The sequence below is a fragment of the Marinobacter sp. SS21 genome (assembly GCF_028369065.1).
GTDB lineage: Bacteria > Pseudomonadota > Gammaproteobacteria > Pseudomonadales > Oleiphilaceae > Marinobacter.
This window is the reverse complement of the sequence record NZ_JAQNDA010000001.1, coordinates 148,867-170,902: the sequence shown is the minus strand read 5'-3', so window position 1 is coordinate 170,902 and position 22,036 is coordinate 148,867. Positions and strand designations below refer to the sequence as shown.

21 protein-coding genes are annotated in these 22,036 nt (G+C 62.5%); 13 read left to right on the top strand and 8 right to left on the bottom strand.

Annotation, left to right across the window (positions count from 1 at the left end; genetic code table 11):
- Positions 1–50 precede the first annotated feature (50 nt).
- Entirely contained in the window at positions 51–953 is a 903-nt protein-coding gene (locus N6L25_RS00765; protein WP_271977072.1) for a WYL domain-containing protein, read from the top strand.
- Here the strand turns inward: N6L25_RS00765 and N6L25_RS00760 are convergent.
- Positions 950–1,288 (bottom strand): hypothetical protein, encoded by a 339-nt coding sequence (locus tag N6L25_RS00760; protein WP_271977070.1) that lies wholly within the window; start codon positions 1,286–1,288, stop codon positions 950–952. The two genes, N6L25_RS00765 and N6L25_RS00760, sit on opposite strands and share 4 nt — an antisense overlap.
- A gap of 172 nt (positions 1,289–1,460) precedes the next feature.
- On the opposite strand from N6L25_RS00760, the gene N6L25_RS00755 reads away from it, so the two are divergent.
- The 3 genes from N6L25_RS00755 (at position 1,461) to N6L25_RS00745 (ending at position 5,482) form a co-directional block, all read left to right on the top strand.
- Positions 1,461–3,233 carry an ExeM/NucH family extracellular endonuclease gene (locus tag N6L25_RS00755; RefSeq protein WP_271977068.1) on the top strand — a complete coding sequence of 591 codons (1,773 nt, stop codon included), beginning with the start codon at positions 1,461–1,463 and terminating at the stop codon, positions 3,231–3,233.
- 102 nt (positions 3,234–3,335) lie between these two features.
- Positions 3,336–4,223, top strand: coding sequence for an alpha/beta fold hydrolase (locus tag N6L25_RS00750; protein WP_271977066.1), 888 nt, complete (start codon positions 3,336–3,338; stop codon positions 4,221–4,223).
- Positions 4,224–4,408: 185 nt separating this feature from the next.
- Positions 4,409–5,482, top strand: coding sequence for an AraC family transcriptional regulator (locus N6L25_RS00745; RefSeq protein ID WP_271977065.1), 1,074 nt, complete (start codon positions 4,409–4,411; stop codon positions 5,480–5,482).
- A 16-nt stretch (positions 5,483–5,498) separates the two neighbouring features.
- Here N6L25_RS00745 and queE read toward each other — a convergent pair whose 3' ends face one another.
- Positions 5,499–6,155: a 7-carboxy-7-deazaguanine synthase gene (queE, locus tag N6L25_RS00740; RefSeq protein ID WP_271977063.1), complete on the bottom strand. Its 657-nt coding sequence runs from the start codon at positions 6,153–6,155 to the stop codon at positions 5,499–5,501.
- Entirely contained in the window at positions 6,155–6,820 is a 666-nt protein-coding gene (gene queC, locus N6L25_RS00735; RefSeq protein WP_271977060.1) for a 7-cyano-7-deazaguanine synthase QueC, read from the bottom strand. The genes queE and queC overlap by 1 nt, the downstream gene beginning before the upstream one ends.
- A gap of 160 nt (positions 6,821–6,980) precedes the next feature.
- On the opposite strand from queC, the gene N6L25_RS00730 reads away from it, so the two are divergent.
- Positions 6,981–7,517, top strand: a complete 537-nt coding sequence (locus N6L25_RS00730) for a 3'-5' exonuclease (RefSeq protein WP_271977059.1) — start codon at positions 6,981–6,983, stop codon at positions 7,515–7,517.
- 587 nt (positions 7,518–8,104) lie between these two features.
- Positions 8,105–8,377: a hypothetical protein gene (locus N6L25_RS00725; RefSeq protein WP_271977058.1), complete on the top strand. Its 273-nt coding sequence runs from the start codon at positions 8,105–8,107 to the stop codon at positions 8,375–8,377.
- A 48-nt stretch (positions 8,378–8,425) separates the two neighbouring features.
- Here the strand turns inward: N6L25_RS00725 and N6L25_RS00720 are convergent, their stop codons facing one another.
- Genes N6L25_RS00720 through N6L25_RS00710 form a run of 3 tightly spaced genes read right to left on the bottom strand, consistent with a single transcriptional unit; the run spans position 8,426 to position 13,003 of the window.
- Entirely contained in the window at positions 8,426–8,842 is a 417-nt protein-coding gene (locus tag N6L25_RS00720) for a response regulator (RefSeq protein ID WP_271977056.1), read from the bottom strand.
- Positions 8,843–8,882: 40 nt separating this feature from the next.
- A complete protein-coding gene (locus tag N6L25_RS00715; protein WP_271977053.1) occupies positions 8,883–9,434 on the bottom strand; it encodes a hypothetical protein in 552 nt (183 codons plus the stop codon).
- 56 nt (positions 9,435–9,490) lie between these two features.
- Complete coding sequence (locus N6L25_RS00710) at positions 9,491–13,003, bottom strand: response regulator (protein WP_334312375.1); 3,513 nt, start codon at positions 13,001–13,003, stop codon at positions 9,491–9,493.
- Positions 13,004–13,167: 164 nt separating this feature from the next.
- Here N6L25_RS00710 and N6L25_RS00705 point away from each other — a divergent pair, with 164 nt between their 5' ends.
- Complete coding sequence (locus tag N6L25_RS00705) at positions 13,168–14,184, top strand: hypothetical protein (RefSeq protein WP_271977052.1); 1,017 nt, start codon at positions 13,168–13,170, stop codon at positions 14,182–14,184.
- Here the strand turns inward: N6L25_RS00705 and N6L25_RS00700 are convergent.
- Complete coding sequence (locus tag N6L25_RS00700) at positions 14,178–14,432, bottom strand: hypothetical protein (protein ID WP_271977049.1); 255 nt, start codon at positions 14,430–14,432, stop codon at positions 14,178–14,180. The two genes, N6L25_RS00705 and N6L25_RS00700, sit on opposite strands and share 7 nt — an antisense overlap.
- 412 nt (positions 14,433–14,844) lie before the next feature.
- Here N6L25_RS00700 and N6L25_RS00695 point away from each other — a divergent pair, with 412 nt between their 5' ends.
- A complete protein-coding gene (locus tag N6L25_RS00695) occupies positions 14,845–15,189 on the top strand; it encodes a hypothetical protein (RefSeq protein WP_271977047.1) in 345 nt (114 codons plus the stop codon).
- A gap of 19 nt (positions 15,190–15,208) precedes the next feature.
- Here the strand turns inward: N6L25_RS00695 and N6L25_RS00690 are convergent, their stop codons facing one another.
- Positions 15,209–16,495 (bottom strand): serine hydrolase domain-containing protein, encoded by a 1,287-nt coding sequence (locus tag N6L25_RS00690; protein ID WP_271977045.1) that lies wholly within the window; start codon positions 16,493–16,495, stop codon positions 15,209–15,211.
- Between the two features lie 128 nt (positions 16,496–16,623).
- Here N6L25_RS00690 and N6L25_RS00685 point away from each other — a divergent pair, with 128 nt between their 5' ends.
- From N6L25_RS00685 to N6L25_RS00665, 5 genes are all read left to right on the top strand, one after another.
- Entirely contained in the window at positions 16,624–17,454 is an 831-nt protein-coding gene (locus N6L25_RS00685; protein ID WP_271977043.1) for a M90 family metallopeptidase, read from the top strand.
- A gap of 66 nt (positions 17,455–17,520) precedes the next feature.
- Positions 17,521–17,985, top strand: a complete 465-nt coding sequence (locus N6L25_RS00680) for a c-type cytochrome (protein ID WP_271977042.1) — start codon at positions 17,521–17,523, stop codon at positions 17,983–17,985.
- Positions 17,986–18,015: 30 nt separating this feature from the next.
- Positions 18,016–19,386 (top strand): D-arabinono-1,4-lactone oxidase, encoded by a 1,371-nt coding sequence (locus N6L25_RS00675; protein ID WP_271977041.1) that lies wholly within the window; start codon positions 18,016–18,018, stop codon positions 19,384–19,386.
- On the top strand, positions 19,386–20,687 hold the full coding sequence (locus N6L25_RS00670) for a DSD1 family PLP-dependent enzyme (protein WP_271977039.1): 1,302 nt from the start codon (positions 19,386–19,388) through the stop codon (positions 20,685–20,687). The genes N6L25_RS00675 and N6L25_RS00670 overlap by 1 nt, the downstream gene beginning before the upstream one ends.
- 187 nt (positions 20,688–20,874) lie before the next feature.
- Positions 20,875–21,933 carry a phospholipase A gene (locus tag N6L25_RS00665; RefSeq protein ID WP_271977037.1) on the top strand — a complete coding sequence of 353 codons (1,059 nt, stop codon included), beginning with the start codon at positions 20,875–20,877 and terminating at the stop codon, positions 21,931–21,933.
- Positions 21,934–22,036 lie beyond the last annotated feature (103 nt).

Here is a 22,036-nt window from a genome sequence, read left to right as displayed (position 1 = left end):
ATCTTTGGGGTTGGGAGCCCTGTATCTGCCGAATCAACGAGCCGAGCGACATGAAAAAAACGGAATGGCCCATCCGGTGGGATCTGCTGCTGCGCTACCGCCTGATCGAAATCATCGCCCTCTGGGAAGGACGACTCACCACCAACCACATCTGTCATGGATTTGGCATTGGTCGGCAACAAGCGTCCAAGGACATCAACATGTACCTGCGGGACGTGGCTCCGGGCAACCTGGATTACGATCGCCACCGTAAGGGGTATGTTCCCTCGGCCGCCTTCAAGCCCAGGGTCACCGAGGGCGCAGCCGACGAATACCTGGAGCTGATGAGTCGCCATGACAGCCTGAGCCAGACCTTCGAGTCGCTGGACATTCGCCTGCCGGCCAGCGCTGTCGTGCGCCTGCCCTGCCACCAGGGCAACCCGGAAGTGGTACGGGCGGTCATCGCCGCGACTCGGCAGGGCCGCAAACTGGCCCTCGATTACGCCTCGCTGCATCAACCACAAGCGGAAAGCTGCGTGCTGTCACCCCACACCCTGGTGTGCAGCGGCAGCCAGTGGTTCGCACGGGGCTGGTGCGACCGCCAGCAGCAGTACCGGGATTTCCAGCTCACCCGCTTTCGGGGCAACCCGAAACTGCTGAGCGAGCGGGCGAGCCGCAGTGCCTCGCAGGATCAGCAATGGAGCCGCACCATCACCCTGGTGTTCCGCCCAGACCGCCGCCTCACGCCCCACCAACAGGCCGTGGTCGCCCAGGACTACGGCATGGTGGAGCAGCGGCTGGCGTTGCCCATCCGTGCGGCGTTGCGTTCGCATGTTCTCAGCCAGCTGGGCATACCGGTGTCAGGGGTGTCGGTGGACCCGCTGCAGTTCCCCCTGGAACTGGCCGAAAGCTCCGATGCAATGCCGGAGCCACACGAGCCCGCGCTCAAGTCCCCTCAGCCCGCGCCCTGCTAATCGTCCACGGCGCGCCGATGCTGGTCGCGCCAGGCCAGCAGTTCCCGTGCCCACAGTCTGGCGCGGTCGCCGCGCTGGTGCAGGGCCAAGCCCACTTCGCGGAATTCTGGGTGATCGAACTTCAGCACCAGCCGGTAGCGGTATCGGGCAGCCTCCATTTCCCGGGCATCCACCTCCACCGCCACCAACTGCTCCGCCGACAGTACCCGGTAGCGGTTTGGCCATACCAGCGCCAGCCGGCCGCTGCGGTCGTCCACCACCACCATCACGTTGGAACGCCACTGCCGGGACACCTCAAAACCGCTGGCGACCAGCGTCTGTAACGTGCGATCCATACGCGTGTGCTGGAACCAGACCAAGCCTGCCACTAAAAGTGCCACTACCACCAAAACCCAGAGCATGTTACTCATTAGCTGCAACTCCATTGTGATACCGTCCGCCGTCCGAACGACCGCGGTTACCCTTCACCGACCATCAATCCCGTAACAGCCAACACCCTGGATGATCATGGCCATCCCTGCCAGCCCACGCTCAACACTGCTCGCCCTGATCCTGCTGAGCCCCAGCCCGGCACTGGCTGCCGACTGCGGCCGGCCCGCCGAGCCCATCGCCGCCATTCAGGGCAGCGGTCCACACTCGCCAATGGTTGGCGAGCGGGTTATTGTGGAAGGCATTGTAACCTTCGACGCCAGTCAACGAGGGGGCCTGGGGGGCTTTTTTCTGCAACAGACGGATGCCGCTGCCGACGCCGACCCAGCCACCTCCGACGCCCTATTTGTCTACAGCAACCGGCCGTCGCCCCGGACCGGTCAGCGGGTGCGGGTTACCGGCACGGTGCAGGAATACCATGATCTGACCGAGCTGACTTCGGTCACCTCAGTCATAGCCTGCGGTGACGGGGCGCTTCCGGAGCCGGTGCCGCTGTCACTGCCCTGGCCCGAACCAGCGGCGCGGGAAGCCCTGGAAGGCATGCGGGTCACCGTGACCTCACCCCTGGTGGTCATCGATCACTTCGACCTTCATCGCTACGGCGCCCTAACCCTGGCACCGGCGCTGCAACCGGTGCCCACCCAGCTGCTCCCACCCGGTCCGGCGGCCATCGCCCTCCACCGGCAGCAACAACGGCAGCGGCTACTACTGGACGATGGCCGTCGCCAGCCGTTTCCAACGCCCGTGCCTTATCCCCCCGGGGGCTTGAGCCTCCAGCATTCGCTGCGGGCCGGCACCGAAGTCACGGGCCTGACCGGCGTACTGGACTACCGCTACGGCGAGTGGCGCCTCCACCCCGACGCGATGCCCCACTTTCACGACACCAACCCACGCCAGCCGGCGCCCGTCCATCCCGGTGGCAACACGATCCGGGTGGTCACCCTCAATCTGGGTAATTTCTTCAATGGCGACTCGGGTGACTTCAGCGGCTCCCGCGGTGCCCGCAATCAGCACCAGCTGAGCCGCCAGACCCAGCGATTGGTGGCCACGCTGACCGCGGCCGAGGCCGATATCGCGGCGGTCGCGGAAATCGAGAACGACGGCTACGGCCCGGCCAGCGCCCTCGCCGAGCTGAGCCAGGCTCTGGGCCCGGAGTGGCGCTACATCCAGCGGCGGGGCCATGACGGCGACGATGCCATCCGGGTGGCCCTGCTGTACCGCCACACCCGGGTGCAGCCGGTCGGCGCCGCGCAATCGCCACCGGCCGCCTCTCCGCTGCGGCGGGGCCGTCCACCCCTGCTGCAACATTTCCAACCGGCTTCCGGCGGGGCCACGGTCGCCATCGTGGTCGTTCATCTCAAGTCGAAGAGCTGCCGCCATGCCCGTGGCGAACAACGGGACCAGCAGGACGGCCAGGGCTGCTTTGGCCAGCGCCGCCTGGCCTCCGCCGAGGCGCTCAGCCAGTGGCTGGCGACACTCGCTCACCCGCCAGGTCATGCTGGCACCCTGATCACCGGCGACCTCAATAGCTACGCCCGGGAGCTACCGCTGCAACAACTGGCCCAAGCCGGTTACAGCAACCTGCTGCCAGCCGGTCCGAACCACGCCAGCAGTTATCGCTTTCGAGGCCGCAGTGGCACCCTCGATTACAGCCTGGCCGACGCCAACCTGCGGCCGCGGGTACGCCAGACCCACATCTGGGCGATCAACGCCGACGAACCCAGAGCCCTTGGCTACCAGGTCGGCTACGATGCGGGCAACGATGTGCCGGCCGAGGCGCACCCCATCACCGAGCCAGTGCCCTGGCGCAGTTCCGATCACGATCCGGTCATCACCGATCTCGACCTGTAGCCCCGACTTGCCCACATCACCGACACTCCAGGGCGGAACAGCCAACGTCAGCTCGCCGCACAGCTGTACACTAAAACGGTAACCGATGTATGAGGCGAAACCGTGACTGTACCGACTCCCAACCTTTGGCCCCTGGCGCGCACTGGCCACCGCTGGTTGCAGCAGAGCAAGCGCCGCGAAGGGCTCGTGGACCAACACCGTATGATTTGGCTGGAACGGGGCACACCGGGACCCGGACGTCCAACCGTGGTCTTGCTCCACGGCTTCGCCGCGATGAAAGAAAACTGGGGGCTGTGGCTCCTTCACCTGCCCCGGCACTGGCACATCCTGGTACCCGATCTGCCCGGTTTCGGCGAGAGCGATTACCGTGCCGACGCCAGCTATCGCTATGAAACCCAGGCCGCCCGCCTGCGCAACTGGCTCAGCGACCTGCACCTGGACAACGTGCACCTGGTGGGCAGCTCCATGGGCGGTGCTATCGCCACCATTCTGGCCCACAAGCTGGAACCTGCCGCCCGTTCGCTGACCGTGTTGAACAGCGCGGGCATTCCGGAGCACGCCGAGGTCGACCTCGAGGCACCGTTTGAATCCGACCGGGATGCGGTGCTGATCCCGGATTCCCTGACGGCGGTCTACCGCATGTTCAATTCGGTGGGTAACGGCAAGCCCAACCCCAGCTCCCTGGCCATCGCCGGGTTACTGGGACCAGACCTGATCAAGCGCTCCACCGCCCACCGCCACATCTTCGCGGATATGGTGGCCGATGGTCTGGCGCCGGCACGCTACCTGCCTCGCCAGTCCATTCCGCTGCAGGTTCAGTGGGGCGACCGGGACGTCATTACGCCCACCCGCTGCGTGGATTACTACCGTCGTGTCACCCCGAACGCCGATATCCGGCTGTTCCGCGGCGTCGGGCATCTGCCCATGGTGGAAGTCCCGCGCCGGTCTGCCAAGGCACTGATCGACTTCGTTCACCGCCATCAAAACTGACCCCCCGGGGCCAAAGTGACGCTGACGCGGAATTGGCCTGCGCATCCCATTGACCCGTCAGCGGAGTCATGGGGTGGAACGACTGTTCACGTCATAATCAAGTGGACGCTGTAAAGCGCCGGTGACCATCAGGGTCACCTCCGTTTACCGACACAATAAGAACAGAATCTAACGAGGATACACACATGCGAGCCTCAGCATCCCAGGCCCAGGACCTCGGCTTGCCAGCAATCTACCTGCATCTGCTGGCGGAATTGTTACGCAGTCTCAACGTCGATGAGCGCGCCCTGCTGTTGCGGGTGGGACTCGATCCCGCCCGCCTGCAGTCAACCGAACTGCGGGTCAGCCAGGCCCAGGCCAGCGAATTCGTGACCCGTGCCATCATCGAAAGCGGGGAGCCCGGTCTGGGTATCATGCTGGCCAATGAAATGAAGCTACCCTTGCATGGCGCGCTGGGTATCGCCGTCATGAGCAGCGACAATCTGGGGCAGGCGCTGGAGCTGGTATCCCGTTTCCTGACGCTGCGGGCCCCGCACCTGAGGGTGCTTCAGCGCCAGGAAGGCAGCAAGGTGGTGTTTCGCATGGTGTGTGACGTTGACCTGGGCCCCCTGCAGGGGTTTCTGCTCGATGCCATTCTGTTCGGCTGCGCCACCATGGGTGCTCAGCTGCTGGGCAGCGCCCCCCTCAACAACGCCGAGATCCGCCGGCGCAGCAACGAGCCCAGCTACTTTCACCGCTTTCGGCACCAGATTGCCGTCCCGGTCCGCTTCAATCAGGACGAGGACGCGTTTGTGCTGCCGCTGACTGAGCTCGACGCCCCCATCCGTTTCAGCGATGTGCAACTGGCCGCCTCATCCCGGGCGGAATGCGAGGAGGCACTGCAGCAATTGACCGAAGACGCGGGCTTTGCCTGTCGGGTGCGTCGGGTCATTGAAACCAGCCACCCCTTTCCACCCAAGCTGGCGCAAGTGGCCAACACCCTCTTTGTATCCGAACGCACCCTGAAACGACGCCTGCAGGAAGAAAGCTGCAGTTTCCAACAGTTGGTGGATGACGTGCGACTGGATCGGGCAGGGGATCTGCTGGAAAACACCGGCCTGAACCTGAGTCAGATTGCCGACTCCCTGGGCTACGCCGATGCGGCCAACTTCACCCGGGCCTTCAAGCGCTGGACCGGGGTCAGCCCCAGCCATTATCGCAACCAGAGCAAGGCGGCCCCGGTTCCGGTCCAGGAACCTCGCCCGGCCACGTCACTGTGAGTCCGGATACCGTCGGCTAGTCGATGCCGACGATCTTGTGCATCTGCAGGGTCAGGCGCCACTGCGGATGGGCGAGGCAGTAGTCCGTCGCCTTCCGGGTATTGGCCTCCTTGACCGTGTCCGGCCCAGACTCCGGCACTCTGGGCGAGGCCATCGGCGACAGGAAAAAGTGGCCGGCGGCGATGTCGGCAAACCGCTCCGGCGGCGCCAGCGGCTGCGGATACACCAGCTTGAGCTCGTCACAGCGTTTGATCACCAGCTCGGCATCGGCCTTGGGACTGACGCAGAGCCAGTCGATGCCCGCCGGCGCCGGCAGGGTGCCGTTGGTTTCCACCCCCACCTCGAAACCGGCGCGATGAAACGCCGCTATCAGCGGCTCGTCCAACTGTAGCAGCGGCTCACCGCCGGTGCAGACCACATAGGGACGACCGCCGGCATCGGGCCACAAGGCCGCGATATGGGCCGCCAACGCCTCGGCAGTCTCGAAGCGACCGCCATGCTGACCGTCCGTACCCACGAAATCGGTATCACAGAAGTTACACACCGCCTGGGCCCGGTCCCGCTCCCGTCCTGTCCACAGGTTGCACTTGCTGAAGCGACAGAACACCGCCGCCCGGCCCGCCTGGGCACCCTCACCCTGGAGGGTGTAGAAGGCCTCTTTGACCTTGTACATCAGGCTTCCTCTTCGTAGGGCAGCGGATCCCGGAGACCATGGGCGGCGAAGGCCTCACGGCGCTCGACGCAGGAGCCACAGCGGCCACAGGCCTTGGCGCGGCCGTTATAGCAGGTCCAGGTCTGGCTGTATTCCAACCCCAGGGCCAGGCCCTCGCCGAGGATTTCGGCCTTGCTGGCACGAATGAACGGTGCCGCGATGGCCACCGGCTGGTAGTTGGCGATGCGGCAGACCGCGTCCATTTTCTCGACGAACTCGGGGCGACAATCTGGATAGATGGCGTGATCGCCACCATGGGCCCCGAACCACACCGCCTGAGCTGCCACCGTCACCGCGTAACCGGTGGCTAACGACAACAGGATCATGTTGCGGTTAGGCACCACCGTGGTTTTCATGCTGTCCTCTTCATAGTGACCTTCAGGCACGGCCAGGTCGCCGGTCAGTGCCGAGCCGGCCATAACCGCATTCAACGCGCGAATGTCGATCACCTTGTGGGGGATTGCCAGCTCCCGGCACACCAGACTGGCACACTCCAGTTCCCTGACGTGGCGCTGGCCATAATCGAACGACAGTGCATGCACCCGGTGGCCTTCGGCGATGGCTTTGTGCAACAGGGTGAAGGAATCCATGCCCCCTGAATAGATTACAACGACGGTGTCTGTCATGAATGCCTCATGGTGATAACGGCGAACGTCCCGACCGGTCGGGACCACAGCAATGAATCGGTGAGCATATTGTAACAGTGGAATGGCAGGATAGGGTTCGCGTCTCTTTGACAGGACGGTTACACTCTGGAAACGGCTCACTAAAAAAAAACTATACCGAATGAAAACCGACAACAGCCCGGCATTTATTGATTTCGAGGCCTCAAGTCTGGACCTGATTGCCAGCTACCCCATCGAAGTCGGCGTCTGCCTGCCCGATGGCAGCCTGCAGTCCTGGCTGGTTCGGCCCCATGTCATCTGGAGGGACTGGTCGGACAGCGCCGAGCGCGTCCACGGCATCAGCCGGGCCACCCTGGAGAGGGACGGTAGAACGGTGCGGGACGTCGCCCATGAGCTCAACCAATTGCTGAGCGGCCAGATCTTCTGCGACGCCTGGTCCTTTGACAGTTTCTGGCTCCACCGGCTGTATCGCGCCGCCAACCTGACTCCGGCGTTTCAACTCGAGTCGGTATCCAGCCTGCTTAGCCCCGAGCAGGTGCAGCGTTGGTCCGCAACCCGCCAGGACGTCATTCAACAGCTGGCCCTACCGATCCATCGCGCCGCCAACGATGCCCTGATCCTGCGGGAAACCTGGTGCCGACTCAACAGCCGCCCACTGGGCGAAAGCAACCATCCGGGACACAGCCACCTGGCCTAGGGAGGCTCTGATCAATTCCCGGCGCGACGCCGCGGCCAGGCCAACAGGAGCCGGCCGTCATCAGACACCATGAGAAATCCGAGATAAAAAAAACGCAGCCTGGCGGCTGCGTCATAAAAGGAGAGATCCATTCAACGACTCCACCGGTAGACGGGGAGACATCGCGGATTGCACAACGTAAAACACGTGACAGGACAAATTATGCGACGACCCGCCGTGGCCGTCTGTAGGGGTTTGCCGAAGCCCAAACGTTGCTGCTGCGGTGCGTAGAAATGCCCACTTGCAAACCCACGGCAAGGCGATACACTGACGTCAGTACCGAATCCATTCCGCTGACCAAGCAACCACCCAAAGCAATTTAACGTCGAGCCAATCGCGATGCCGAACATCATGATCCATCGATTCACCGTCCGTTGCGAGAGCTGCCAAAACCGGCAGATTGCTCGTGCCTTGGTGGTAGTCAGCTAGCGGCTTTCGGTCTTTCCCGGGAGCCTTTGAGCGACCGGGTCTGGTTCTCCCCAACAAGCCCCGGTTACAGAGACCGGGGTTTATTGTTTTTGCAGCAGCAAAACGACAAGGAGAACACCATGAGAAGACAACCAAATACCCGGCCAGGCAAGCCATCGCCGCAACAGCGCCCAAGCACCCTCAAGCGCCCGGGCCAACTACCGCTGCTGGATGCCATCTGCAAGAAGTTGAATCAACGGGTCAACCTGGACGACGAGCAGCGGGTGCTGGGCTTGTACGAGCGGGGCTGGATCTTCAAGGGCGTGCTGGGCAACCTGGATGGCGCCGAGGCCCGTTACGTTCGGGCGCTGGCCACCAAGTACAGTTCCTGGATCGCCCGCCAGGTGGCCTGAGTTCAGACCGGCCTGAACCGGCGCTAGCGTCACCATAGCCGGCGCCCCTCAGTGGCGCCGGCGCAGCCCCCCCTTCAACATCGCTGCCTCACCACCGTGAACCATCGCGTAGTTGTTGAGGACATCCAGAATTTTCTCCTGGGAGTAGGGCTTGACCACGTAGCCATTAGCTCCGGCGCTGATGGCTTTCTGAATACTCTCGATCGAATCATCAGCGGTCACCAGCACGATATGCTGAGTGGGATTGGTGTTCTTGAACTCCGCCATCAGCTCATGGCCGTTACCGTCCGGCAGCCCGAGGTCCAGCATGATGATCTGATAGCTGTCGGCGGCGAAGGCGGCCCGGGCACTGGCGGCATCGGCCGCCTCCCGAACCCGGGTTGCTCCAGCCTGGTACAGCATGTCCCGGAGCAGCTCCCTCATGCTGGGCTCATCCTCGACAACCATCACTCTCAAATTTTCCATAAAACTTTCCTCTATCGTGTACGTATGCCAGCCGGCCCGCCTACATTGCATCGCCCTCATGGCGTCGCGGTATGTTGAGGGGCTCAGGTGAGACCTCGGCTTTCGACTCCTGGCCTGCTCTGGCAGCAGCATCGCCTGGTTGATCTTGAAGTGGCGCATGCTCTTGAATCAAGATATTACTTATACTGATCGCCGTGGTGTACAGGGAAATTGAGACAATTAACAAGATGGGCTGGACAAAAGCCACAAATCCCGGAATGTCTTCATTACCAACGATACTCAGGATCAGGATGATCGCCGGGCCCAGCACCACAAACATGGTGACGGCGATAAAGAACACGATACGTTCCTTGAAGCGCCCCAGATCCCGTTCCGTCACCAGCCCCAGCACGAACTTGCCAATCGCCAATCCGCCCAGAATCGCCGCCGCGATACTCAGATCCGGCCGCAGCAGCACGTCCTCCAGTTTACCGTCCCACAGCCGCTGCATCACGATGGCCAGGAACGGGAACAGCACAAACAGTACATCGGCGTAGGTGCCGTACATCATGCCGAGGGATCGGGCTTCGTGGGGTGGGGTGTTTTCGGTCATTGTCTTGGTTTCCTGTCGTTTTTGCTCTGGCGAACCATCGTTGCTCTGACGCACCATCACGCCTGCGCCTGCCCGGTCTGCAAGGCCATATCAATCAGCTGGTCAAGCTGCTCCAGTTGACGCTCGACCGCCTCCCAGTCTATCGAGGGCTGCTTCAGGCTGCGCTCCAGCACGCCAGCCTGCTCGGTCATCAATGGATAGCCCATGGCGCCCGCTGTCCCCTTGATCTGATGCGCCTGGTGACGCAAGGGTTCTTGATCCCGGCTCTGTAACGCCGACCGCATCGCCGCCTTGCGCTCGCCCAGACCGGCCAGGAACTGGTCCACCAGCTCCTGAATGCCCAAGGTCTCGGCGTTGTGGCCGCTGGCGCTCCCATCGGCTTCCAGGTAACGGTCCAGCAGGCCCACCAGGTGTTCCTGGTCGATCGGCTTGGTCAACACACCCTCGCACCCGGCATCTATCAAGGCATCGATTTCACGCTGGTCCCCGGCGGTAAAGGCCACAATCGGGCGACGGAAGCCGGCCTGCCGCAACAGCCGGGTGGCATCGACGCCATCCATCCCCGGCATGTGACGATCCATCAGCACCAGATGCACGGATTTGCTCAATGCCTGCTGCACCGCCTCCTCGCCGTTGCCAACCGCGATCACTTCCAGCTCCAGCCGCCCCAGCATACGCTCCACCAGTCGCCGGTTATCCTGATTGTCCTCGGCCACCAGCACCAGGCCCCGGTAACGCCGGTCGCCATAGCTGGATTCCTCACCGGACGAACGCAGGTATCGACCCAGCACCTCATAGAAACGCAGTTTATCGATGGGCTTGGCCAGGTGCTCGGTAAACCCGGCGGCTTGGTAATCTTCGATATCCTCCGCCATTACATTGGCAGTGAGGGCAATGATGGGCACATTGATACCCGCCTCCCGCAGGGCCACGGCGGCATCGCGACCATTCATCACCGGCATCTGGATATCCATCAGGATCAGGTCAAACTTCTCATGGGTCGCCAGATCCAGCGCCTCGGCACCATTGGACACGTGGCTCAGCTCGGCACCGGTGCGGTTCACCAACAAGGACACCAGCTTGCGATTCACCTCGTTGTCTTCGGCACAGAGAATGCGGCCCTGCAGTTTGGGGGCCACCACCATGGGCAGTTGACGGCGACGCTGGGTGAACTCGGAGGCATCGCGCAGGAAATGCACCCCCTCCAGGCTCCCGGTGTCGATGGACACTTCGAAGTCGCTGCCTTCGCCGTAGGTGCTGTTCACCACGATGTTTCCTCCCAGCAGCTCGGCCAGGCGCTTGGAAATACTCAGCCCGAGACCGGTACCACCGTACTGGCGGGCAATGCTGGTGCTGCCTTGGGCGAAGGGGTCGAACAGTCGCTGCAGTTGTTCCGGTTTCATGCCGATGCCGGTATCCACCACCCGAGCGATCAGGCGGCGAGCGTCCCGATCGCATCGAATCGCGACCGATATGGCGCCCTGCTGGGTAAACTTGATGGCATTGCCGCACAGGTTGATGATGATCTGGCGGAAGCGGGTGGGGTCGGTGTGGATGGTCTCCGGCAATGGGAACTCGCAGGCGATGGAGAACTCCAGCCCCTTCTCCCGGGCCCGCGGCTCGAAGAAGGCGCGAAGTTCATCAAGCATTTCCGGCAGATTGATACTGACGATGTCCACCTCGAGTTTGTTGGCATCGATCTTGGAGTGGTCGAGGATATCATTGACCAGGTCCAGCAAATGGCGCCCGCTGCGTACCACGGTTTCGGCGCTGTTGCGTTTCTCGGTGTCGTCCAGATCCGGGTCCAGCAGGGTTTCACCGTAGCCAATGATGGCCGCCAGCGGGGTGCGGATTTCATGGCTCATGTTGGCCAGGAACTGGCTCTTGGCGGCGGCGGAGCTATGCGCCAGCTCCTTGTCCAGCCGCTCCTGCTCGCGCTCTTTCTCGATCAGGTGACGCTGCTGCCGTTCAGTGGCATCAATGCAAGTGCCTTCCAGGTGCTGGGGGTAGCCCTCGGCATCGTACACCGTGTGCAGGGAAATCGTCGCCCAGCGGTCCTCTCCGCGCTGGTCCACGTAGCAGGCCTCGACCCCCTTGATCGCTCCCCGCTCCTGTAACTGGCGCTCGACCCAGCGGCGAATGCGAGTTTCCCCGAAACACAGGGCCAGTACATCCGGGCTATGGCGGATCATCTCCTGGCTGCTGCGGTAACCCATCAGCTCCGCCATCGCCGGATTGGCGGTGATAAAACGGCGGTCCAGGGACATCTGGAACACCCCTTCCACCGCATTGTCGAACAGCGACTGATACTGGCGCAGGTTGGCCAGAGCCCGGTTGCTCCAGCTCAAGGCCTCGCCCTGCACCAGTTTGATTCGATCTGCCAGGGCAAAGGAGAACAGGATGACCTGGCCGGTCAGACCGATCTGGCCGGCATGACCGGTGATGATGTTCAACGGCAACACCCCGATCACCGTCAGCGCATACACCGCATAGCCGGTGGCGGCGACGGTCCAGGCGAAGAAATAGGCCTTCGCCGCCGGGTTGTAATGGCGCCAGGACAGGTAACTGATGGCAATCATGATGACACCGAGCAGGACGGTGACCAGGACGCTCCATTCCATGCCTTGACGGTAGGGTAAAAACAGCGCCAACACGAAGCTGACGGCGACACCCCACAGGCTAAGCTTCAGCACCTGATCCAGGTCCGGCGAGCGCTTCCTGGTTTCAAGCAGCTCCCTGGCCATCAGCAAGCCGAACAACCAGCTAGCGAAGACCATCAAGTGCAGATAGTGCTTGTGCAGGAACCAGGGGCGGTCACCGAACAGCTGGATGCCATGAACCTGTTCGGCGAAAATAAAGACCACGGCGCTTACCAGATAGAGCACGTAGTAAACGGTGCTGGGCTCTCGCACCGACACCGCCACAAACAGGTTGTAGGCGAGGATACCCAGGATGGCCCCCAACAGAATGCCGCGGAACACCTCGTCGATGGAGACTTTTTCGATATAGCGGCCGGGATGCCACAGGGTGATGGGCAGCCGCAGGGTGTTCTCACTGGTGATGCGCAGGTAGAGCTGGGTCTCGCTGCCCCGGGGCAGGGTCAACCGGAAGGTGGGGTTGGGCACCGCCAGGTCCCGCTCCGACCAGGGCATGTCGTAGCCGCCGTGGCGTTCACTGACCACCAAACCGTTGCGAACCACAAACAGGGTGGCGTCATCCACCAGCGGCAAGGCCAGCTCCATGATCCAGTCCTGATTCGGGCTGCTGGCCGAGGTTCGCAGGTCGTAGTGGATCCAATAGGCCGAGTCGGTGTAGCCGACATTGAAGACGCCGTTCTGGTGCAGGGTGAAGGCCTCCTGACCCAGGTTACGTACCTGCCGCAGGCTAAACTGTCGATCCGGGTCCTCCAGATAGCGGAAGCACTGGCCCAGATCGTAGGATTCCCGGTTGCTTTGCAGCAACAACTGGTCGGAACAGGCCGCGCCGGCGGCCCCGGGCAGCGCCGCGACAAGGACCATTGTCCACAGCAACAGCCGTACCAGACCAGCAGTGAACTCCCGATAGTGCAAAATGTGATCTCCGCGCGGGCAGGCGCCTGGAATAGTCTCTATTGTTACCGCCTGGGGTCGGGCACTTGTTATGATTGGTGGCCGTCATCACTGTTATCCTGGGCCCTTTCCCCAGATTCACTTTAGCGTGTTATTGCTACTTTTACACCTCAGGGGCGTTGTGAATGAGATCTTTACCTTGGTGTCTGGCGCTGTCCGGCCTCGGCCTGTTGCTGACGGGTTGCGGCGACGACAGTTCCGACAGCGCGTTCAATCCGGCTGACGATGTCGACCTGGTGTTCTCCACCTTTGATCTGGTCGATCAGGAAGGGCAGCCGCCGACCCTCGAACACACCCGCTTCCATGATTTTTACCGCGGCATCGAACCGCTGGATGGCTCAGACACCGACGCCGCAGACACGGCCGCAGAGCTGCGCGGGCTGATTGATCAGGTCATGGGCGCGGTGGCGAGCGCCAGTGGTGACCACTACCGCAAGGTACGCAACCCGCTCGATTTGATGAATCAGGTGCTCGCCTCCGGGGAAGTCTCCAACTTTGCCACCGGCCGCGGCTATATCAGCGAACGTATCGCCGCCGGTGAGCCGGGCACTTACAATTCCCGGGCCAACGGCGCCCTGATCCGCTTTATCGATCAGGCCGCAACCAACGCTGGCGCGTCGCGGCCGGATCGGGAATGGCTATACCACACCCTGGCCTGGACCTACGCCCCGGACGATCCAGACGGCAATGCGGGTTATGAAAAGGTTTTTCGCACCATTCAGTACGTGTCCAGGGATGACGAAGGCGCCGAACCAGACACCCTGCCTGAACTGTTCAGCCTGCTGGCCGGGAGCCAGTTCGACGCCAACAATTTCGTCGTCCAGGGCTACAACCCGCCAGAGTACGCCAACGTCAGTTTCGCCACCCGAACTCTCGGTAGCATTGAATTTCGGCAGGAAATTATTGGCCAACAGACCGACACACTGTTCGTCAGCCGGTCAGACGAGGACGCCTCGCCGGATTGCCTGCGGGCGGAACTGGACTACCCCATGGCAACACTGCGGGTCTACACCTCTACCGATGAGCCTGCACAGATAGAGCAAGACGGGGCCTTCCTCGACAATCCGCAGCACTGCGCATTCCAGCAACCGGGTGACGAGCACAGCCGTTACGATACGGTGGCCATTGCCGAGCGTCAGTGATTGCCGGAGCCATCCAGCTGCCAGCGTGCGATAAAGCCTTTCTTGCGGTCGATCATGCGCTCGTAAGCCGAGATCATGATGTCAGCATGGGGGGATTGGACCAGGCGCAGGGTTTCAATGCGCCGCTCAAGCTGGGCCACCTCGTCATTGAGTCGACGCTGGACGTGTGAGCGGACGCTTTCGTGCTGATCGAGTTGAACGGTACGACGTTCTTTGTCTTCAGTAGGGTCTGAGGGTTGCGAGGCCATGGTTCTCATCCATTGAGTCGTGTCCTGTCCTTGTGCGCTTAGGGCAACGGCTTATTGCGGCCTGTGATCCAGCCGTGGTGGCGGTCACGCGATACCGTAAGCTTAGCAGTTCCAGTATAGCAACTGCGGAGTCGGCCGCAGCTGCTGGCGCAATTTTTCACATTTCCAGGCCCCTGGCAACAAGGGTGAACGCGACGTCATTTTTTTCAACCGGCCCGGGCCGATACCGCCCTGCTATAGTTCGACAGAACAGATCGCGAACGCGGAAGAACCGGTCGATAGGTGGATATGTCGATAGCAAGGGTCGAGAGCCCGAAAAATGGCGCGAGCGTTCGATAGAGGGCGCCGAATACCGTATCGTTAGCCACGACAACCACCTGCCGCCCAAAGCATGCCTCATGGAGTGACCAAAATGAACCAGACCTCAGTCGCAGACACTCTGCGTGAATACCTGTCACTGCTGGAGTTGCTGGATGATGCCTACTGGGAGGCCGGCACCATTCAGCACAAAGACATGCTGTACGACATCATCAGTATTTTCAGCCAGGAAGTGGCGGAGCTAAACAAACTCAGCGTGATGGACCACCACTACCCCTACGAGGTCATCACCGAGGGCATTCGCCGGGTGATTCCCAAACTGGAGCGGCTGGACGATCTGCGGGAAGACGTCATCCAAAGGACCCAGACCCTGACCGACTTCCGCGACATCCTGTCGTCGGTGCAGGGGATCCTGGAGGCCCAGCTGGACACCGTCTGAGGCCGGCCAGGCCCTGGGCTCAGACCAGCGCCAGGGGCCGCTCCGTCTCCGAAATCAACGGAAACTCCCGGCACACGGTGTAGACGAACTTCGCCAGCGCCGGAATGTGGTGGGCCACGATGGGCAGGCCGGTGTTCAGCAGGCTCACCGAGATATCCCGGCCGGCATCGGCCCAGCACAGTTTGTTGATCAGGCCCAGGTGGCCGAAGGCAGACCGGCTCTGCGGCCCCCAAATGCCCACCGGATTGCCCCCTAGCATCATGCCGGCACTGAATCGCATCGGCACCATCAGGGTGCGATCCAGCTGCAGCGAACCGAACTGCTGAATGGCCCGTCGCACGGTGATCTCGGAGCAGATGCGCTTGCCTTCCCAGACGCCCCCATTGAGCATCATCTGGAAGAACCGGCCCATTTCCTCGGCGGTACCACAGAGGTTGCCCGCCGGTATTACCGCCGCCTGGAAGCGGGGATCGTTGACCACCTCTTCCACCGTCAGGATGTCCCCGCCCAGGGCCCGCTTCACCACCCAGGACACCGGGAAGGTCGGCCGTGGCCCGGTGGCGTAGGTCTGGGCCAGGTGGACCAGCTCGGTCTGATCGATACCGTAGGTGAACCAGCGCATGCCCATGGGCTTGCGCAGGAAATGATCGAGGAAGGTGTCGATGGAGTCCCCCGTCACCTTTTCCAACACCCGCTGCATCACATAACCGCCGGTGATGGCGTGATAGGCCAGCTTGGCGCCATCCACTTCCACCGGCTTCGCCTCACACAGCAGGCGCCAGATTTCGTCCTTGTCCCAAAGCACGTCGATGGGGGTGTCCTTGGGAATGGCGGGAATGCCGCCCCGATGAGACAGTACCTGGTGAATGGTGATGGTGCGCTTGCCGTTGCGGGCGAATTCCGGGCAGTAGTAAGACACCGGGTCCATCAGGTTGACCAGGCCGCGCTCGGCCAGCATGTGCATCAGCAGGGCGGTGACCGCCTTGGACGCGGAGAAAAAACAGACCGGCGTGGCCGTGGTCATCGGCACCTTGGGGGTGTCAGCGCCATCGCCAGGACCATTGCCATGGGCGTGACCGATTGCCCGGTGCAGCACCTGTTCACCGCGATGCCGGATGGAAAGCTGGATGCCCGGGTGAACTCCGGTACGGTAGAGATTCTCAACGCTGCGCCAGATGGAGTCGACCGACTCCTTGCTGACGCCCACGGCGGCCGGATTTTCGCCATCCTGATCAAAATGGCTGACGGTACTCAGATCACTGGGCACCGCGCAGGTATGGAGGGCTCGCCGGGCAAGTTGTTTCATTCGTAACACCTTGATTATCGCTGTCGTTATCGTTGGAATTCTCTATCATTCTAGCTGCCACCTTCGAGCACATTGGCCGCAATGCGCCCCGGAGCGTGTCAACCCATACACAGTGCAGGATTCTCAGCATGCTCGGGTACGGAATTGCCCTCATCGCCATTGTCGCCATCTCGTTCTATGGCTTGTTCATCTACCCCCAGCAACGGGCCCAACGCATCGCCCGCCGGCCCTTTCCCGAGCCCTGGCAACGGTATCTGGTCGCGCACATGGCGCTGTACCGGCGGCTACCCCCGGAGCGCCGCTCGCGGCTGCACCGCGACATCCAGGTGCTACTGCACCGGGCAACCTTCTATGGCTGCGCCGGTTTGCAACTGAATGACACCATGAAGGTGCTGATCGCGGCCCATGGCGCGCTACTGGTCAACGGGCTATCGCCGGACTACTACCCGAAGCTACGGGCCATTCTGGTGTATCCCGGCGCCTATCGTGTTCGGGAGCAGGTGCAAGACGGCGAGATACTGAGTCACAGCGAGCAGGACCGGCTCGGTGAATCCTGGCACAGCGGCCGGCTGGTACTGTCCTGGGACACCCTGTCGGAAGAAGCGGCGGCCGAAGCTGGCCACAGCAATGTCGGCCTGCATGAGTTTGCCCACCAACTCGACCAGCTCGACGGCGCTTCCGACGGCGCCCCGCCGCTGGCGTCGGAGGCCCAGGCCCGACACTGGCAAACGGTGTTCAGCGACGCCTGGCAGCGACGCCAGCGGCAGACGGACCGGGACAGCATTATTGACGAATACGGCACCGAGTCACCGGCGGAGTTCTTCGCCGTGGTCACCGAGGCCTTTTTTCTCCAGCCGCTGACGTTGGCCCAGCAGGAACCGGAGCTGTACCACTGCCTGGTCCGATTCTACCAGCTCAACCCCGACGAATGGCCCGGAATACCAGACGCCGCGGCTTGACTTGCAAAACGTGATAGATGATTATGTTTTGACAAGCTGACCACCGGACTTAACGTGAATAACCCCATGCCAAAACTGCTAGCACAAGCGATGGCCTTGCTGGTTGGCAGCCTGATTCTCGCCGGCTGCGATCGAGGGCCCGACGCCGCCACCCTGAATCGCTACGCCAGCACGGCGCTGCCAGCGGACACGGAGCTGGCCGAGATCTATCAACGATCCTGCCAGGCCTGCCACGGCCAAGGTAGCTCCGCCGCCCCGCTGACCGGGGACGAGGCGGCGTGGCGGCCACGGCTGGCCCAGGGCATGGACACCCTAATCAACCACGTGGTGGACGGCTTCGGCGGCATGCCGCCCTACGGCCTGTGTATGGACTGCAACGTCGATGACTTCGAGCACCTCATCCACTTCATGTCCCGCTACCCTGACCGTCCTGAAGCCGTTGACAGTCCTGACCCCATGAACAGTCCTGACCCCATGAACAGTCCTGAAGCCATGAACAGTCCTGAACCCATGGACAGCCCTGAACCCTGACAGTCCCTGATCGACCGACAAGAGACCCCCATGGCCAACCGTCGCGAATTTCTGCAGACCCTCATCGCCGCCGCAGCGGCTTCCTCGCTGCCGGCACTGGCGGTCAGCGCCACCGGCAGCAACGCCAGTCGCCGGCTGCCCTGGAAAAACTGGTCGGGCTGTCAGCTCAGCCACCCCACTGACCGGCTGGCCCCGGCCACCGTCGCCGAACTGCAGGAACAGGTGCGTAACGCCCGCGGGACGATTCGTGCGGTCGGCTCCGGCCACTCGTTCTCACCCCTGGTGCCCACCGACGACACCCTGATCTCCCTCAACCGTCTCAGCGGCGTGATCAGCCACGACGACGTCCGCCAGCAAGCCACCATCGGCGCCGGCACCCGCCTGGGCCAGCTGGGTGAGCCGCTGGAGGCCCGCAATCAGGCGCTGATCAACATGCCTGACATCGACCAACAGACCCTGGCCGGCTCTCTGGCCACCGCCACCCACGGAACCGGAGCCGGGCTGCAATGTCTGTCCGCCAGCATTGCGGCACTGACGCTGGTAACCGCCGCCGGCGAGCAGGTGGAGTGCAGCCAGGAGCACAATCCCGAGCTGTTTCAGGCTGCCCGGGTCGGCCTCGGCGCGCTGGGCATCGTCACCAACGTTACCCTGCAAAACACCCGGCCCTACCGTCTGAAGCGGGTCTCGGAGTGGTTGCCCATCGAGGACATCCTGGCCACTGCCCAGGACAACGCGGACCGCTACCGCAATTTCGAATTCTTCTACCTCCCGTTCTCCGGCATGGGCCTTCAGGACACCCACGAACTCAGCGCCGAACCGCTTTCCAGCACCGACCAGTTCGACCAGAACGACGGTGCCCGGGACCTGCAGCAAGTGCGCGACCTGCTGAGCTGGTCGCCCACGCTGCGCCGGATGGTGCTCAAGGGCATCCTCAACAGCATCGAGCGGGAAACAAAAGTGGCGGCGTCCTGGCAGAACTACACCAGCGCCCGCAACGTCCGCTTCAACGAAATGGAGTATCACCTGCCGCGGGAGGACGGACTGCAAGCGCTGAAAGAGGTTCGCGAACGGCTGGAGAACCACTTCCCGGAGGTGTTTTTCCCGCTGGAAGTCCGCTTCGTCAAGGGCGACGACATCTGGCTGAGCCCGTTTTATCGGCGCGATACCATCTCCATCGCCGTGCATCGCTACTTCGAGGAAGATTACCGACCGTTGTTCAACGCGGTGGAGCCGATCTTGCGCCAGTACGGCGGCCGTCCCCACTGGGGCAAGCTCAACACGCTGACCGGCCCCGACTTCGCCGCACTCTATCCGCACTGGGAGGACTTCAAGACGGTCCGCCGGCAGCTGGATCCCACCGGCCGCTTCCTCAATTCCTACCTGCGGGAGCTGTTCGCCTGATGTCCCACAGCGAAGCCTTCCACCGCAGCCGACGCCGCTTCCTGCTGGGCAGTGCCGCCCTCGGCCTGGCCGGGGCCAGCGCCTGGCTCAGACCCGGCGCCGCTGGCGGACACCACAGCGACTATTTTCAGGCACTGAGCACCGCGGCGGCGGCGCATAACCAGTACCGGCCATTGATGATCGTCGATGAGCAGCGGCTGCTGGCCAACCTGGACACCCTGACCGACCGCCTGGCGGGACAGTACCACTACCGGATTGTGGCCAAGTCGCTGCCCTCGGTGGAACTGCTCCAGCTGCTGATGGCGCGGGCCGGCACCGAACGGTTGATGGTGTTCCACCAGCCGTTTCTGACCCAGGTCGCCCACCACATTCCACAAGCCGACGTGCTGCTGGGCAAGCCGATGCCGGTACAGGCGGCGCGCCAGTTTTACCAGGAGTTCTTCGCCAGCGGCGACCCGCGTTTCCAGCCGGCACGCCAGCTGCAGTGGCTGGTGGACAGCCCGCATCGGCTGGCGCAGTACCGGCAGCTGGCGGAGGAGCTGGGCCAGTCGCTGCGCATCAACCTGGAGATTGATATCGGCCTGCACCGGGGCGGCGTTCAGGACCGGGACCAGCTGGTGCAGATGCTCAGGCTCATCGAACAGTCACCGTGGCTGAGCTTTTCCGGCTTTATGGGCTATGAGGCCCACATCACCCAGGCGCCGGGGCGCGCCGAATGGCTGCGGGACCAGGCCATGGCGCGCTATCGCGCCTTTGTCGTGCAGGCCGAGCAGACGCTGGGGCGATCGATTCGCGATCTCACCCTCAACACCGGCGGCAGCACCACCTACCCGCTGTACCGGGACCAGCATCGACGCTTTGTCCCCAACGAGCTGGCGGTCGGTTCGGCCCTGGTCAAACCCACGGATTTTGACCTCCCCACCCTGAGCGACCATCGCCCCGCCGCCTTCATTGCCACTCCCGTGCTCAAGGTCACTGACCGGCTTGCCATTCCCGGCGTTCCAGGTCTCGGCCAACTGATGGCCTGGTGGAACCCCAATCGGGCCAAGGCCCTGTTCATCTATGGTGGACACTGGCCGGCGACCCCGGTGTCCCCGGCGGGACTGAGTACCAACCCGCTGTACGGCCGTTCCAGCAATCAGGAGATGCTCAACGGCAGCGTCGGACTGACGCTGCAACCGGACGACTGGGTATTCCTGCGGCCCAGCCAGAGCGAACAGGTGTTGCTGCAATTCAATGGCCTGGCCCGCTATGACGCTGAGCAGCGTCGAATCACCGGCCACTGGAGTGTTCTGGGCTAATCTGGACTAATCTTGGCTAATCTGGACTAAGCAGCCTCGCCGATCCGGTGTCAGCGCCTTACCACACCGTCATTGGGGGCAGGGCGACGACGGTGCTAAGCTCACGGCAACGGCGACCAACAGCGACCATGGCATGAACAGCACAACGATCGGGCAGACCTTAGCTTACCTACTTCCAGTTTGGGCGATGAGCTTGCCGGCACTGGCCCAGGAAACGCCCGACCCCTACAGCCTGCCGCCGACCCGACTGGATCGCTGCCTGCTGATCGAAAACGGCGTCAAACGGCTGGCCTGCTTTGATGCCGCCCTCGATACCGAGGCGGCCAGCCAAGCGGCCAGCCCGGAGGAACGGGCCCAGGCGGAGAAAGAAACCGAGTTGCTGTCCCCCCGGCAATACAGCGATACCGGCGGCGTCGATCGGGAAAACAGCATGGCCGCGGCCCTGGTCAGCCGCCACATCGCCACGGAACGGGCGTTCATGTCCTTCGCCGGTGGCTTCCTGCCCTATCGCCAGAGTTACCTGTTGCCCTACACCTACGCCCAGTCCGCCAACCAGCGGCCGTTCAGTCCCGCTCTGGGATTCACCGATTACGATTACGACGTCAAGAACCACGAGGCGAAATTTCAGTTCAGCTTCAAGATCCCGCTGCTCAGCGGCATCTTCGACAAACGCACCACCCTGTGGTTTGGTTATACCCAGCTGTCGTTCTGGCAATTGTATAATCGGGAAGATTCCGCCCCTTTCCGCGAAACCAATTACGCACCGGAACTGTTCCTGCGCTACGACGCCGGACTTGACCTGGGCCCGGGCCGGCTGGACGTGGTGTCGCTGGGCTTCACCCATCAGTCCAACGGCCAGACCGAGCCTCAATCCCGTAGCTGGAACCGCATCACCGGCAACCTGGTCTACGGCGTCGACCGCTGGTTGTTCATGGCCAGCCCCTGGTATCGCATTCCAGAGAGCCGCAGCGATGACAACAACCCGGACATCGAGAAGTATCTCGGCTACGGCGATTACTGGGCGATCTTCAAGGTGGACGAACACCGTTCGATTTCGCTGAAGCTGCGCAACAACTTGCGCGCCTCGGACAACAAAACCTCGGTCGAGCTGGGCTACAGCTTTCCCCTGGGTTCGTCAGTGAAGGGCTATATCCAGTATTTCAACGGCTATGGCGAGAGTCTGGTGGACTACAATGAACGCATGCACCGGCTGGGTGTGGGCATCATGCTGCACGACTGGCTCTAGGGAGCCTGCTGGCGACCCCGGAGCAACAAATTTTCTGAGGAAATCCGACAGCTTATTTCGCTATCAAGGCAACAGGGCAGTGAGGCATCATCGTCCTGCCCCC